The sequence below is a fragment of the Exiguobacterium alkaliphilum 12/1 genome (genome assembly GCF_000714435.1).
Classification (GTDB): domain Bacteria; phylum Bacillota; class Bacilli; order Exiguobacteriales; family Exiguobacteriaceae; genus Exiguobacterium; species Exiguobacterium alkaliphilum.
Genome location: NZ_JJMW01000008.1, coordinates 74316 through 88486 on the forward strand (window position 1 = coordinate 74316; position 14171 = coordinate 88486).

16 protein-coding genes and 1 tRNA gene are annotated in these 14171 nt (G+C 53.0%); 11 read left to right on the plus strand and 6 right to left on the minus strand.

Annotated features, from left to right (window positions below; translation table 11 throughout):
• Positions 1-36 precede the first annotated feature (36 nt).
• The 3 genes from RT52_RS00485 to RT52_RS00495 form a co-directional block, all read right to left on the minus strand.
• Positions 37-2640 carry a putative bifunctional diguanylate cyclase/phosphodiesterase gene (locus RT52_RS00485; protein ID WP_034814395.1) on the minus strand — a complete coding sequence of 868 codons (2604 nt, stop codon included), beginning with the start codon at positions 2638-2640 and terminating at the stop codon, positions 37-39.
• Between the two features lie 97 nt (positions 2641-2737).
• Entirely contained in the window at positions 2738-3604 is an 867-nt protein-coding gene (locus RT52_RS00490; protein WP_051690222.1) for a YitT family protein, read from the minus strand.
• An 86-nt stretch (positions 3605-3690) separates the two neighbouring features.
• On the minus strand, positions 3691-4098 hold the full coding sequence (locus RT52_RS00495; RefSeq protein ID WP_034814397.1) for a YkvA family protein: 408 nt from the start codon (positions 4096-4098) through the stop codon (positions 3691-3693).
• A 114-nt stretch (positions 4099-4212) separates the two neighbouring features.
• Between RT52_RS00495 and RT52_RS00500 the strand changes: the two genes are divergently transcribed.
• Positions 4213-5451, plus strand: coding sequence for an aminopeptidase (locus RT52_RS00500; RefSeq protein WP_034807562.1), 1239 nt, complete (start codon positions 4213-4215; stop codon positions 5449-5451).
• Between the two features lie 70 nt (positions 5452-5521).
• Positions 5522-5863, plus strand: coding sequence for a hypothetical protein (locus RT52_RS00505; protein ID WP_034814399.1), 342 nt, complete (start codon positions 5522-5524; stop codon positions 5861-5863).
• A gap of 29 nt (positions 5864-5892) precedes the next feature.
• On the opposite strand, the gene RT52_RS00510 is transcribed toward RT52_RS00505, so the two are convergent.
• Positions 5893-6663 carry an alpha/beta hydrolase gene (locus RT52_RS00510; RefSeq protein ID WP_051690223.1) on the minus strand — a complete coding sequence of 257 codons (771 nt, stop codon included), beginning with the start codon at positions 6661-6663 and terminating at the stop codon, positions 5893-5895.
• Positions 6664-6790: 127 nt separating this feature from the next.
• Between RT52_RS00510 and RT52_RS00515 the strand changes: the two genes are divergently transcribed.
• From RT52_RS00515 to RT52_RS00540, 6 genes are all read left to right on the plus strand, one after another.
• Positions 6791-7369, plus strand: a complete 579-nt coding sequence (locus RT52_RS00515) for a TetR/AcrR family transcriptional regulator (RefSeq protein ID WP_034806919.1) — start codon at positions 6791-6793, stop codon at positions 7367-7369.
• Positions 7360-7710: a DMT family transporter gene (locus tag RT52_RS00520; protein WP_081825844.1), complete on the plus strand. Its 351-nt coding sequence runs from the start codon at positions 7360-7362 to the stop codon at positions 7708-7710. The genes RT52_RS00515 and RT52_RS00520 overlap by 10 nt, the downstream gene beginning before the upstream one ends.
• The gene (locus RT52_RS00525; protein ID WP_024371711.1) at positions 7707-8021 is read left to right on the plus strand and encodes a DMT family transporter; all 315 of its coding nucleotides are present in this window, start codon (positions 7707-7709) and stop codon (positions 8019-8021) included. The genes RT52_RS00520 and RT52_RS00525 overlap by 4 nt, the downstream gene beginning before the upstream one ends.
• 67 nt (positions 8022-8088) lie before the next feature.
• On the plus strand, positions 8089-8646 hold the full coding sequence (locus RT52_RS00530; protein WP_034806917.1) for a GNAT family N-acetyltransferase: 558 nt from the start codon (positions 8089-8091) through the stop codon (positions 8644-8646).
• Positions 8647-8733: 87 nt separating this feature from the next.
• Positions 8734-8806: transfer RNA gene (locus RT52_RS00535), tRNA-Val, on the plus strand.
• 158 nt (positions 8807-8964) lie between these two features.
• Positions 8965-9669, plus strand: a complete 705-nt coding sequence (locus RT52_RS00540) for a DUF554 domain-containing protein (RefSeq protein ID WP_034806915.1) — start codon at positions 8965-8967, stop codon at positions 9667-9669.
• Positions 9670-9711: 42 nt separating this feature from the next.
• Here the strand turns inward: RT52_RS00540 and RT52_RS00545 are convergent, their stop codons facing one another.
• A complete protein-coding gene (locus RT52_RS00545) occupies positions 9712-10494 on the minus strand; it encodes a pyrroline-5-carboxylate reductase family protein (RefSeq protein WP_034814401.1) in 783 nt (260 codons plus the stop codon).
• A gap of 206 nt (positions 10495-10700) precedes the next feature.
• Here RT52_RS00545 and yidD point away from each other — a divergent pair, with 206 nt between their 5' ends.
• Both yidD and RT52_RS00555 read left to right on the plus strand, forming a co-directional pair.
• Positions 10701-10970, plus strand: a complete 270-nt coding sequence (yidD, locus tag RT52_RS00550; protein WP_034814433.1) for a membrane protein insertion efficiency factor YidD — start codon at positions 10701-10703, stop codon at positions 10968-10970.
• A gap of 130 nt (positions 10971-11100) precedes the next feature.
• Entirely contained in the window at positions 11101-12459 is a 1359-nt protein-coding gene (locus RT52_RS00555; RefSeq protein WP_034806910.1) for an alanine/glycine:cation symporter family protein, read from the plus strand.
• Positions 12460-12478: 19 nt separating this feature from the next.
• Here the strand turns inward: RT52_RS00555 and RT52_RS00560 are convergent, their stop codons facing one another.
• Positions 12479-12838 carry a potassium channel family protein gene (locus tag RT52_RS00560; protein WP_034806908.1) on the minus strand — a complete coding sequence of 120 codons (360 nt, stop codon included), beginning with the start codon at positions 12836-12838 and terminating at the stop codon, positions 12479-12481.
• 83 nt (positions 12839-12921) lie between these two features.
• Between RT52_RS00560 and RT52_RS00565 the strand changes: the two genes are divergently transcribed.
• The gene (locus RT52_RS00565) at positions 12922-14166 is read left to right on the plus strand and encodes a cytochrome P450 (RefSeq protein ID WP_034814435.1); all 1245 of its coding nucleotides are present in this window, start codon (positions 12922-12924) and stop codon (positions 14164-14166) included.
• Positions 14167-14171 lie beyond the last annotated feature (5 nt).

Sequence of the window (14171 nt, forward strand, 5' to 3'; positions counted from 1 at the left end):
AAACGCCTCGGACCGAGAACAGGTCCGAGGCGTTTGTTATTGTCGTTGTTTCATGTAAAAGATGACGAACTCGTCAAGTGGCATCGGTTTCGCGTAGCGGTAACCTTGCATCGAGTCGCAGCCGATGCGACGCAAAAACGTCTCTTGATATTCGGTTTCGACCCCTTCGGCGACGAGAGCCATCCCGAGTTGTCTCGCCATCGCGACGATCGTCGCGGTGACGGTCTGATACTCTCGATTCTCTTCGAGTTGCATCGTGAACTCACGTGGAATCTTGAGTTCGTCAATCGGATAGCGGACGAGGTAGGCGAGTGAGCTATACCCGGTCCCGAAATCGTCGATGGACAGTTTGATCCCGAGCGCCTTCAATTCGAGGATACGATTCAAGACGCGTTCTGAGTGATGCGCCGCGACTGTCTCCGTCAATTCGAAGTTTAAGCGGCCCGGCTCAATCGGGAAACGGTTGAAGAGCGTCGTCAAATAGTCAATCAAATGCTCATCGAATAGTTGGCGCACGGACAAGTTGACCGAGAGCTTCGGCAAATCGATGTCGCCTTGTTCGAACGCGTACATGAGTTGGAACGTCTCGTGAATCATCCATCGACCGAGGTCTTGGATGTGTCCCGTCTCTTCCGCGATCGGGATGAACTCGCTCGGCGGGATGAAGACGCCGTCACGTTGCCAGCGCATGAGCGCCTCGGCACCGATGATTCGCTTCGATGCCGCATCGACCTGTGGCTGAAGATAAAGCGAGATTTCGCCTTTTTCGAGCGCAGTGTCGAGCCCTTCCATCAACAGCTTGCGTTCTTCTTTGTCTTCGCGTAGCTCTGGCGCAAACAAGACGGTCTCATCCCGTCCCTTCTCTTTTGCTTTGTACATCGCCAAATCGGCATTCGACAGCAAGTGTTTCAGCGTCGCCCCGTGTTCAGGGTAACGGACGATCCCGATGGAGGCGTGAATCTCGACGAGCGTCCCGCCCAAATAGTAAGGGGGGCTGTAGACGAGCCGACGAAGCCGTTCGATCAACATCTCATTATCATCGTGTTCGGCAACGACGATGAATTCATCTCCACCGAGACGGCCGGCATATTCGTTCGGCAACAAGGCGAGACGGAGCCGTTTGCCGATATGTTGTAACAACTGGTCGCCCATGTGATGTCCGAATTGGTCGTTGATTTCTTTAAAACCGTCCAAGTCAGAGAACATCAATGTGAACGGTCGCCCATCCTCGATGAGCTGTTCAATCTGCTCTTGGAGGGCGTAGCGGTTGTGCAATCCGGTCAAGCTGTCGTGGTTCGCTTGATATAAAATTTGTTCCTGCTGGACGATCATTTGTGTGATGTCTTTGACGATGGCATAGATTCCTTCGACGTCACCGTTGATAATCATCGGGATGTTCATCAGTTGCCAGACCCGCTTCGTGCCATCATCGGTCACGATGTTGACCTCAAGCGTCTCCGGACGCCCGGACGTCAAGTCGTGAAGGGCGGTCGCGTAAGCGCCACGGTCCTTCGGCTCAATCACGTCGAGAATATTCGTCCCGATTAGCGTTTCGGCAGTGTGACCGAGAACGGAACTACCGGCTTCGTTGACCGACAGCACCTCGCCGTCTAAGTCGAATAAGAAAATCGGTTCGGCGTGATAGGCGAACAGCGAGCGATACTGTTGTTCGCGGATTTCGAGTTCGTGCGCTTTCGTCGTCACGGCGGTCTCGAGGTCGGTGTTGACGGTATGTAGGCGATGGCTAATCAACGCGTTTTGTTTCGCGACGACGAACTGCCGGATGAGAAGCAGCAACACGGCGTTCGCAATCATCGAATCGAGGACGGACGTGCCGAGCAGACGATCGGATGCGAGCATGAACAACATCACGACCGTGCTGTAGATGATGTAATCGAACACCGAGTCATGGATGAGGACATCCTCGTCTGTCTCATCAAACAAAAAGCTGAGCGAGATGAGGAAGATGCTGCTCACTTGCAGGACATGGACGAGGTCATGTCCAATCCCACCAAAGGCGACGACTTGATTGACGATCGAGGCGACCGTGAAGCCGAGGATTCCGATGAGAAGCAGGATTCGAAACGATTGGCCCGATGTGACGATGCGATTCAAATACAGGAAGGCGAGCACCATATAAAGGCTGACGAGCACCATCTGTTCTTCAAATCCGTTCAAATAGTCGCGATACACGTCTCCCTGTGAAACATAAAAGTAGAGATGGAGTGCGCCGACGAACAGAAAACTGAATAAGGCGAATACATCGAACGTGCGGAGTTTCAACGTACGAATCTCAATCGACTGCGTGATGACGATGAGTGCCATAATCAAATAAAAAAAGTTTTGGCTAAACAACATCAAGTCGCTCGAAACAGGTACCTCATAACGCAAGGCGGTCACGTACGTGATGAAGCAGACGTTTCCGGCCGTAATCAAGGTGTGGATATAACGTCGCATGCCACGATGGGTCACGGCAGCGTAACCGCTAAACAAAGTCGCGATACACGTGACGACGATCAAGTACACGAACAGGCTCGTCTCGCGCAGCGCGTAAGGACTGAAAACAATCAATAACAGTCCAAGAAAAAACGTCCCGACGAGCAGGGCGGGAACTGATTGGCGCAAGGAGTGGCTAGACAACTCATGCACCTCCTTCTATATTCTATTAGGCTCACTCGTATTATCGGACCGAATCAACGTTTGTTACACTAAAAAATCGACAACGAAGCGTTGTCGATTAAAGGGTATAGGAATGTTCTTTGAAGTTACCGACGACCGAATCGATTTCTGACACCGTGATAAACGCTTCCGAGTCGATATCCGACACGATTTGGCGCAATTTTGGAATCTCGTTGTTCTGGACGACGACGTAAAGCATCTTCTTCGAGTCGTTCGAATATCCACCGATCGCATCCATAATCGTGACACCGCGCTTCAAGTTCTGCTTGATCACCAAGTTGATTTCATCAGACTTCTTACAGATGATAAAGCACTGTTTTTGGGCCGAGAAGAAACGGTGAATCGTCAATAGCGTCCGCGACCGTACGAAACTGAGCACGAGCGCATACATGACGGCCTTGATGTCGAACGTAATGAAGACGAGCACGTACACGATGATGTCTTGCGTCAAAAAGATTTTAGGGAGCGAGAGATTCCGATTCGTCGTATAGATGACTTTTCCGAGAATGTCGAGTCCACCTGTCGAGGCGCCTGCGAATAAGAGTAGCGCCAACCCAAGGCCAGAAACGATACCACTAAAGACGGAAGCGACGAGTGGGTCATCGAGCGGGGTCGGTGGAATGAGCACCGGCAGCGCATCAATTAAAATCGAGGACAACACGACGACGATTCCCGTCATGAAAATAAATCGCTTTCCTAGAAACTTGATTCCGACGATGAAGAGCGGGATATTCAACAACAGTTGAGTTAGCCCGATCGGCGTGCCGAATAGTTCGTTGACAATGAGTGTGATTCCGACGATTCCCCCCGAGCCGATTTCGTTTGGCTTCAGGAGCAAACCGACGAAGATGGATTGTAGAATCGTCCCGGCGATAATGAACAGGACCGTTTCGACGGCGATTCGTTTTCTTGATTTTGCATACATAGAAGTTGGCTAGGCGCCATACGCCCCCTTTGATAAAGTTCTCAAGCAAGCGTACTTCGACCGACGCTGAATTTCAAGAGTCTGATTTACATCTCGTGATGAAAGCGGTCGATATCGCTAGCGAGTTGTTCATGGACGAAGTCAATCACTTGGGCATCGTCGAACAAACCGAGCGGTGCGTCGTCCGGGATGGCGTCGAACGGCGAGACGAAATAGAGAACGGCCGCGACGAGTGCGTCTTCTTTTTCTGGTTGCATATCGAACTGATCGTTATAGATTGCCCGCAATATATTGAGCAACTGTTTCATTTGGAAATATAGCGTCAGTTCTTCTTCACGCTCGATGTTCGTGATGTCATTGGATGCGACATCGACGGTCACTTTGGCGAGGGCGAGTTCACCTTGGACGAGCAAATCTCCGCGCTGTTCGTTGGCTGTGTACGCCGTCTTCGCTGTGTCTAGAAAGTGTGCATACGTTGTTTTCCAATCTGGCATATGAATTCCTCCTTCTTTCTACATCTACTAATATGCCCGTTTTTGCGATTTGGTTGCAACTTTTCCGAAAATTTAAGAAAATAAGAGAGAACGAACAAAGGAGGAACTGTACATATGTCTACTTATACAATCCCGACCGAGGCCGAGTTCGCCCGCTATGCGGAACTTGCCGTCAAAAAAGGCGTCAACATCCAACCGGGCCAACAACTTGAGGTCCGCGCCGATATCAGCCAAGCGCCGCTCGTCCGTCAAGTCGTCAAAGCTGCGTACGCGGCTGGAGCCAAGCAAGTATCCGTCAACTGGAGCGATGAGGAGTCGACAAAGATTCGTTACTTCAACGCGCCACAAGACTCGTTTAAAGAGTTTCCAGAATGGATGAAAGCCCGTTTTGAACAGCTTGCAGAAGAGAAGACGGCATTCTTGTCAATCGTCAGCGATGACCCGGATGCATTGAACGGCGTCGACTCGTCTCGAATCGCGGATTCGAACCGTGCCGCCGGCGTCGCACTCGCGAAGTGGCGGAAGTACGTCATGAGCGATAACGTCAGCTGGTCGATTATTGCCGGCGCTTCTGACGCGTGGGCGAAAAAAGTGTTCCCAGACCGTGAGGATGCGGTCGCAGCACTTTGGCGTGCCATCTTCGCGGCGACACGCATGGACGAAACAGACGTCGTCGCTGCGTGGGACGAACACGATCAAGCGCTTCGGACACGTGCGAAGCTATTGACGGAAAAGAAATACGCGAAACTGCATTATAAGGCGCCGGGTACGGAATTGACGATCGGCCTTCCGAAGAAGCACGTCTTCCTTGGCGGCGGCGGACCGAATACGGACGGCGTCGACTTCATCGCCAACATGCCGACCGAAGAAGTGTTCACGCTTGCCGATAAAGACGCGGTCGAAGGGCACGTGTCGAGCACGAAACCGCTCAGCTACAGCGGAAACTTGATTGACGAGTTCACGCTTTGGTTCGAAGGTGGGAAAGTCGTGAGAGCGGAAGCGAAACAGGGACAGGCTGCACTCGATGAGTTGCTCAACCTCGACGAAGGGGCGCGCCGAATCGGTGAAGTCGCGCTCGTTCCAGACGATTCGCCAATCTCGAACTCAGGCCTCCTCTTCTACAACACGTTGTTCGATGAGAACGCCTCATGCCACTTGGCGCTCGGACGTGCCTACTCGACGTGCCTTGAAGGCGGACCGTCGATGTCAGCGGAAGAACTCGCCGAGAACGGGGCGAACGATTCGATGACACACGTCGACTTCATGATCGGGTCGGCCGAGATGGATATCGACGGGGAGCGCGAAGACGGCTCACGTGAAGCCATCATGCGTGCCGGCAACTGGGTCATCTAAGAAAGGGAGAGACGAATCCGATGCGGGTTCGTCTCTTTTGGTGTGAAGGGAAAAGGCATAGGGGGCTCGAATGATTCAGGAACGAATGTGTAAAGGGGAAATGAGCGTGAAAAAAGGATTGCTCTCGATCGGCGTGACTTGTCTCGTCTTGCTTGCATTGCACGCGACGCCGCAAGCGGCCCTCCGGACGTATGTCTGTCTGATGGGTCATCCCATTGCGGCACTCACGTCGCCGATTACAGAGGATGATGCCCGTAACGAACTAGAGCAAAAAGATTTCGAAGAGCGGAACGGGAAAATTTATACACTGATTAATCCGCCAGTCGAGCGCGCGACACAAGGTCGGCTCGAGAGCTATTTCGTCCGGAAAGTCGGGCCGTTTTATTTGGCTGAACATCACGGGGGTGGATAAAAGGGAGACAGCAGAAGCTGCCTCCCTTTTTAGTCATGGTCGTACAAATAGGCGAGCGCGTTCGGTAAGCGCCGGCGCCACGCCGACTCGTGATGGATGCCCTCTGGTTCGACTTCATAACGGAACATGATCCCGGTTCTCGCGATCGTTTCGACCAATTTAGCGTTCGTATACAAATAGTCTTCGGGCGTGAACGGGCCGCTCGTCTCGTCCGTCCCGAGATCCATGTAAAGCCGTGCCGACAGATTCGCTTGTTTCAGTTCACGGATGAGCGGGTCCAGGTTCGACCAGGCCGCCGTCGATAACGAACCGACACGGCGAATCGAAGGATACGTCGCCATCATATAGAGTGAAATGACGCCGCCCATCGAGCTGCCCATCACGCCGACATCGTCCACGTCTGTCGCATAGCGCGCATCAATCCATGGTTTCAACTCGTTCATGAGCCAGTCGGTATAGCGTCGCCCCTTTCCGCCGAGCGTCGGCCTCGTCTTCGCGAGCTCCGGTCCGATGCGCCGAACCAGCATCTCGTCTTCAAAAAAAGAGTAGTCGTCATAACGGTCGAGCCAATCCGGCGGGCTGGCGATGGCGACGACCATGAGCGGCAATCGGGACGTCTCGATGAATCGATCGATGCCCCAGCTCGCTCTCGTATCATGGTGGAAGACGTTTTGTCCGTCATGCATATAGAGGACGGGCAACAGGACGTCGTTCGACACGAAATCAGGACGAAAGACGGATACAAGTCGTTTTTGACCGGTTCGGTCGCTCGGCAAGTTAAAGCTGAACTGTTCAATCATATACACGCTTCCTTTCCACTTATCTAAATTGATTGTGACGTTGTTTAGACGGAAGTTCAATCCTCGCACTTGACTACCTACCGTTCGTTAGGTAGAGTGGAGGGAGCAGTTAGGAGGCCGAATAGACATGAATACGAAACAACGAATTGAGCAAGCGGCGACGCGCCGTTTTGCGTTAGAGGGATACGAGGGGCTCTCGCTCGCCGCACTCGCCGAGGACGTGGGAATTAAAAAAGCGTCACTCTATGCCCATATTGACGGAAAAGAGCAATTGTTCAAGCAAGTCGTCGAAGCGATGGCAGCACGGTACGATGACGTTTGGAAAGTAGCACGGGACGAATCTTACGACGCCCCGCCGCTCGAACGGATCGAGACGATTGTGCAAGCGCTGATCCGTTTCTTTGGGGAAGAAGAGACATGGATGTTGACGAAGCGGATGCTACTCGTCCCGCCACCGGAGCTGAGACCGTTTATCGAGTCAACGCTCGGAGACGTGGAGACTGAACTGCAGGCGTTTGAGAAAGAACAGTTCCGCCTGGCGATGGAGCAGGGTGCGTTGCCCGAGCAGTCGCTTGACGATGTGTATGACGCTTATTATTGCTTTTTGGATGGCGCGCTCATCTCGCTCTTTACGTTCGAGACGAACCGTTCCGAGCGTCAACGCGCTGCCTTCAAAATCTTTAAGAAAGGAATTGGATGGACATGAAACGTGATCAACTTGCATGGATGTGGCTCGTCCTCGCCGGTCTGCTCGAGATCGTGTGGGCGACGACGATGAAACTATCGAACGGGTTCACTGTGCTCGGCCCGACCTTGGTTACAATCGTCTTGTTAATCGTCAGCTTCGGTTTATTGGCGTTGTCGTTCCGCGTCTTGCCGGCCGGGACGGGCTATGCCGTCTTTACCGGGATCGGCGCTGTCGGGACGGTCATCGTCGGGAATATTTTGTTTGACGAGGTGCTCACCGGCATGAAGCTCGTCTTTATCGGCACACTGTTAATCGGTGTGATCGGGTTGAAACAAGTGACAGGAGGAGAGACAGCATGAGTTGGGCATTTTTAATTGGGGCGGGACTGGCCGAGATGATTGCCGTCTTTTTCATGGGGAAGTCAAAAGGCTATCAAATTTTGAAATGGTCAATCTTGTCGATCGTGACGTTCGCGCTCAGTTTTTATTTGTTATCCCGCTCGCTCGAGACGTTGCCGCTTGGACTTGCCTACTCGATTTGGGTCGGGATTGGGGCGGCCGGAGGCGTCATTCTCGGCATGCTTTACTTGAATGAATCGACCGACCGCTGGCGTATCTTCTTTTTGACGCTCATCATCGGGAGTGTCGTCGGATTGAAAGTCATCGCTTAACTAGGATTCAACCTGCCTCATAACGGGAATTAATGAGTAAAGACTGTGAATGAAAGGGGCGGGAACGATGAAGCATGTCGAGTTACACTCTGAGCGCTTACGGCTTGAACCATATACGATTGCCGATTTTTATTTCGTCAAATCGCTGCTACAAGACCCGCGGGTGATGCGGTTCATCAGCCCGGATGGAAAACCGTTCACGGATGAGCAGACGATTGAATGGTTCGAGCGACAGCTTTCGCGCTATAAGACAGGACGACAGACCGGGTTACTCAAATTGATGACGTTCGAGAGCGACGAACCGATTGGCCATGCCGGGACGTTGTTACACGAGCTTGACGGCAAAATCGAACTTGAGGTCGGCTATTGGCTCGCACCGAAGCATTGGCATATGGGTTACGGTCGCGAGGCGGCGGCTCGGCTCATGCAATATGCGTTCGAGGAAGGGGAGAAAGACATTATCTCGCTCATCCATCCGGACAATGTGCCATCACAACGTGTAGCGAAAGCGAACGGACTTCATTGGGATCGAGATACGGAATACGAGGGAATGCTCGTATCGGTATATGCTGGTGATTTAGAACGACTTTGCCGTCACATTCAACGTCAGGAAATGTCGCGTTAAAAAAATTAAAAAAAACTTTTAAAAAACGGTTGCCAAGGCATTAGTTTCTTGATATATTAATAGTGTCCTTAAGAGAGGACACGACCTGATTCTGTAGCTCAGCTGGGAGAGCGCTACCTTGACAGGGTAGAGGTCGCTGGTTCGAGCCCAGTCAGAATCACTTGGGTGCCAAACCCGATGCGAAACCCACCGGAACATGGGTTTCCGCGAAGCCACTTCTTGCGAGAAGTGGCTCTTTTTTTGTTCTTTTTTCAATTGACATCCAATGGAACGGATTGGTATATTGCTTTCAATACATATAGAAACGGGGGATACGAGATGGTGTTGTTAGGGACCATCGTCAACGCGGCGCTCATCGTCGTCGGGACGTTGCTCGGCCTTTTGTTCCATCGAATCCCCGAGCGGATGAAAGAGACGGTCACGGCGGCGATCGGGCTTGCGGTCGTCGTGCTCGGTGTGCAGATGGGTCTAAAAAGCGAGAATTTCTTGATTGTGATCGGTAGTCTTGTCGCCGGGGCGGCGCTAGGGGAATGGTGGAAACTCGACGAGAAATTGAATGAGGTCGGCTACCAATTGGAACGGCGCATCGGTGGAAAGAGTAAGTCGAGCATTGCCGAAGGTTTCATTACAGCGACGCTCATTTTTGTCATTGGGGCGATGGCTGTCATCGGGGCGCTCGACAGCGGCTTACGTGGCGACCACGACGTGTTGTATACGAAAGGGTTGATTGACGGGTTTACCGCGCTCGTCCTCGCTTCCTCGCTCGGGATCGGGGTCATGTTTTCGGCCGTCCCGGTCTTGCTGTATCAAGGTGCGATCGCCTTGTTGGCGATTCAAATTATGAAAGTTGTGCCCGAATCGCTCATGGATAGCTTTATTCTTGAGATGACGGCCACTGGAGGGGTCATGATTGTGGCCATCGGCTTGAACTTGGCGGGTATCACGCGCATCCGGGTCGCCAACCTCCTACCGGGTATATTGGTCGTGGCACTCATCGTTTCCATCTTACATATGCTCTCATAAGAAAAGGTCCGAAACGGTGATACAACCGTTTCGGACCTTTTGTCATGATTGGTGTTGTTCGACGTCTTCTTTCGCGCTTTCGCGGAGCGCAGCGGACATGACGTCGGATAAGTCACGATCGCGCAAGACGCCGACACCGCGGTCGGTCGGGCCTCCTGGCGCGGCCACGTCCGAGATTAAGGCGTCAGTCGGACGCGTCTCGTGCAACAGGAGTTCGGCCGATCCTTTCATCGCTTGGGCGACGATTTGTCGGGCTGTCGCCTCGTCAAATCCGGCATCGGTCAAGACCGGTGTCATCGATCCGACGATTTCATAGAAGAACGCTGGGCTGCAGCCGGCGGCAGCCATGAAGGCGGACATCGTTTTCGCGTCCGTCACGGCGGTTCGGCCGACGCGTTCAAATAGTGCGGTCGCTGTCGCGCGAACAGACTCGTCTGTCTCTGGTCCGAACCAAAGGCCCGTCATCCCGTCACGGAAGGCGACTGGGGTGTTCGGCATCGCACAGACAGCTGGAAGTCCTGAAGCGGCCTCGAGTTCTGCCGGCTCGATATGAGCCGCGACAGAGATGAGGAGCGGCTTCGTCCACGTCTTCGAACGTACATATGGGAGCACGCCATCTGGTTGCATCGCGAGTACGACGATATCGTATGCGTTCACGTCTTCTTCGTCCACGATTCGGACGCCGAGTTCGTTGTGCAGTTGGTCCAATCGATCCCGGTCACTTCGATTCGTCATCGTGATTGTCTCCGGCGAAAGACCGGCGTCAATCCAACCGCGGACGAGCGCCTCGCTCATCGAACCGGCTCCTACCATTAATAATTTCATATTTCGTCACCTCTTCTGTTAGATTCGGTCTTGTACATGGTGCTTATCATAACAAATGTTCAGCCGAATATCCCCTTCTATGCTCGAATTGTAAAAGAAAGGAAATAATGTAACCGCTTCTTCACGTCCAACATCGGACAGTGAAAGTGACAGAATTCATTCGACGAGCTATGATGGCATTAATCTATTCGAGCGAGGCGATTTTTATGAAACGAATTCTTGTGCGTGGCATAAAAGGGTATCAGCGTGTCATCTCTCCATTGAAACCACCGACGTGCCGATTTTATCCGACATGCTCTCATTATGGGATTGAAGCGATTGAAAAGCACGGGGCGGTCAAGGGCGGCTATTTGACCGCGCGACGTTTGTTACGTTGCCAACCGTTCCATTCAGGCGGACTCGACTATGTGCCGGACGAGTTTGACTGGAGCGCGCCATTACAACGAGAGAAGCCACCTTCACAGCGAGATGTCTAATCGACGTCTCGCTGTTTTAGGTACAGATTCACGAACGGACTTTTGTTTTAGTACAATACTTTTGACAATGTTCCAAGTATTCTGAAAAAATAGAGAAGTACAATTACATAAGGGGAAAGGGGATTTCAGCATGAGTCAATCGTTCAGTGAACTGATCGGTACGATTTCAGACTTTGTGTGGGGACCACCGCTGTTGATTTTGCTTGTGGGGACAGGCGTTTATTTGACAGTACGGTTAGGTGGCCTTCAAATCACAAAACTGCCTTACGCATTAAAGCTCGCCTTCTCGAAAAACCAAGACAAGACGTCACGAGGGGACATTAGTCACTTCCAAGCACTCATGACTGCCCTCGCGGCGACCGTCGGTACGGGGAATATCGTCGGTGTCGCCACGGCTGTCGTGCTCGGGGGACCGGGCGCAATTGTCTGGATGTGGCTGTCCGGGTTCTTTGGGATGGCAACAAAGTATGCCGAAGCCGTACTCGCCGTCAAATATCGAGTGACGGATGAGCGGGGACAGATGGCTGGTGGGCCGATGTATTATTTGGAGCGCGGTTTAAAGCAGCGCTGGCTCGCCGTGTTGTTCGCGGCGTTCGCCTCGCTTGCCGCGTTTGGGATTGGGAACGGGGTCCAGACGAACTCGGTTGCGCTCGCGCTCAAGTCGACGTTTGACGTTCCGCTCTATGTATCCGGTATTTTGGTGATGGTGTTCACGGGTGCCGTCATCCTTGGCGGCGTCAAATCGATTGGACGCGTCGTCAGTTATTTCGTTCCGATCATGATCATCTTCTATCTCGGTAGTGGGCTCATCATCATGGTCATGAACTACACGCTCATCCCGGATGCGATTGCGCTCATCTTCAGCAGCACGTTCAGCGCCGAAGCGATCGGTGGTGGGGCCATCGGTGCGGCGATCCGTTACGGTGTCGCCCGCGGCGTGTTCTCGAACGAAGCCGGTCTCGGTTCGGCTCCGATCGCGGCAGCCGCTGCGAAAACAGATATGCCGGGTAGACAAGCGCTCGTCTCGATGACGCAAGTCTTCCTCGACACGCTCATCGTCTGTTCAATCACGGGGATCACCCTCGTCATGGGCGGACAGATCGGTTCAGGGCTTGAAGGCGTCGATTTGACGGCGGCCACGTTTGAACAGTTCCTCGGGCCGTTCGGCCGTTACGTCGTCACGATTGGGCTCGTTATGTTTGCGTATTCGACCGTACTCGGGTGGTCGTATTATGGGGAACGCTCGATTCACTACTTGTTTGGACAAAAGTCGATTATTCCGTATCGCATCGCCTTCGTCCTCGTCGCAGGACTTGGCGCGATGACGACGAACTTGAACTTGGTATGGGCGCTCTCGGACGTGTTCAACGGCTTGATGGCCATTCCGAACTTGATTGGCCTCTTGTTCTTGTCAGGGGTCGTCATCGCTGAGACGAAGCGTTTCAACCAGCAACTCGCGCTCGAGAACCGTAATCGAAAGGCGTCATGACGCCAAAACGCCACCTCGCTTATTCCGGAGGTGGCGTTCTTTTCTTTTTCACTTCTTCGAGTCGGGCTTGTTGTAAATGGTTGAACACTTGGGTGACGAACCCGACCATGATGCCGGTACCCGTAATGACGTAACCAATCGTGAACGCTTTCCCGAGGTCTGTCGACGGGACGAAATCACCATAGCCAATCGTCGTCAGCGTGATGACGCTGAAGTAGAGCGAATCAAGCCATCGTAACTCTTCGTAGCGGGCGTAAAATAACGTGCCGGACAAAATGGTGAGGAAGGCGAGACTGAACAACACCTGGAATTCAGGCTCTTTCAGCCCGCGCCAAATTCCTCGGAACATGCGGCGAAACGTCAAGAAGAACGAAAGCATATCCCCACTCCTTTCTGTGTTAGGTTTGTTCGTGACAGAGGAGGGAACATCCTCTATAGTCTAGCGAAGAAAGGATGAAGGAGATGACGAAACCGATACCGAAAGAACAAGGTCTCGATCACAGCCTCGATTTTTTAAGGGAGGGATATCAGTTTGTCCCGAATCGACGGACGAGCTTTCAATCGAATATCTTTGAGACGCGGCTGTTAGGGGAACGTGCGATTTGTCTCGGCGGAGAGGAAGGAGCGGCTCTATTTTACGATGCCGACCGCTTCGTCCGGCAAGATGCGGCCCCGAAACGGCTCTTGAAGACGCTGTTCGGTGAGACCGGCGTACAGACGTTAGACGGTCCTGCCCATACGCATCGGAAACGGATGTTCATGTCGCTCATGTTTCCAGAAAATGTTGATCGCCTGACGCGACTCGTCGGGCGTGAATGGGAAAAGGAACTCGATCAAGCCGATGGGGAGACCGTCCTTTATGAGACGGCACAACGCGTGCTCATGCGCGCCGTCTGCGAATGGGCCGGTGTACCATTCGCTGAGTCAGAGGTTGACAAGCGTACCGACGAGATGCGTCTCTTGTTCGAATCGGGCACAGCACTCGGACCGAAGCACATCCTTGGCCGTAAAGCACGAGCTTCGGCTGAGGCATGGATCAGCTCGATGGTCGAGGAGGTACGGACGAAGCGCTTGTTGCCGAACGAGAAGACAGCTTTGTATGAGTTCGCTTGGCATCGTGACGAATCCGGTGAACTGTTACCGGCAGACGTCGTGGCTGTCGAAGTGATCAATATTTTGCGACCGACCGTCGCAGTGTCGATCTATGTCCTCTTCACGGTGCTCGCCTTGCATCAATTTGATGAAGCGCGAACGAAACTGGCAAACGGGACAGTCGACGCGACGGCGTTCGTTCAGGAAGTTCGCCGCTTTTATCCGTTCTTCCCGGTGACGGCAGCCCGGGTCAAGCACGATTTCGAGTGGGAAGGGTACAGATTCGAAGCAGGGACGCTCGTCTTACTCGACTTGTACGGGACGAATCACGATCCAGCGCATTGGGACGAACCGGGCCAATTCAATCCAGAACGGTTCGTCGATTGGACAGAGAGTCCGTTCACGTTCATCCCACAAGGTGGGAGAGACGTCGATTTCGGACATCGCTGTGCCGGAGAGCACGTCACCATCGCCATTATGAAAGAGACGGTTGACGTATTCTTGAACCGCTATCGCTATGACGTCCCGCCGCAAGACTTCAGTTACAGCCTTGTCGACTTGCCGAGCCTTCCGAAGAGCAGGCTCGTCTTGACCGACATCGAACGACGCGCATGAAAATG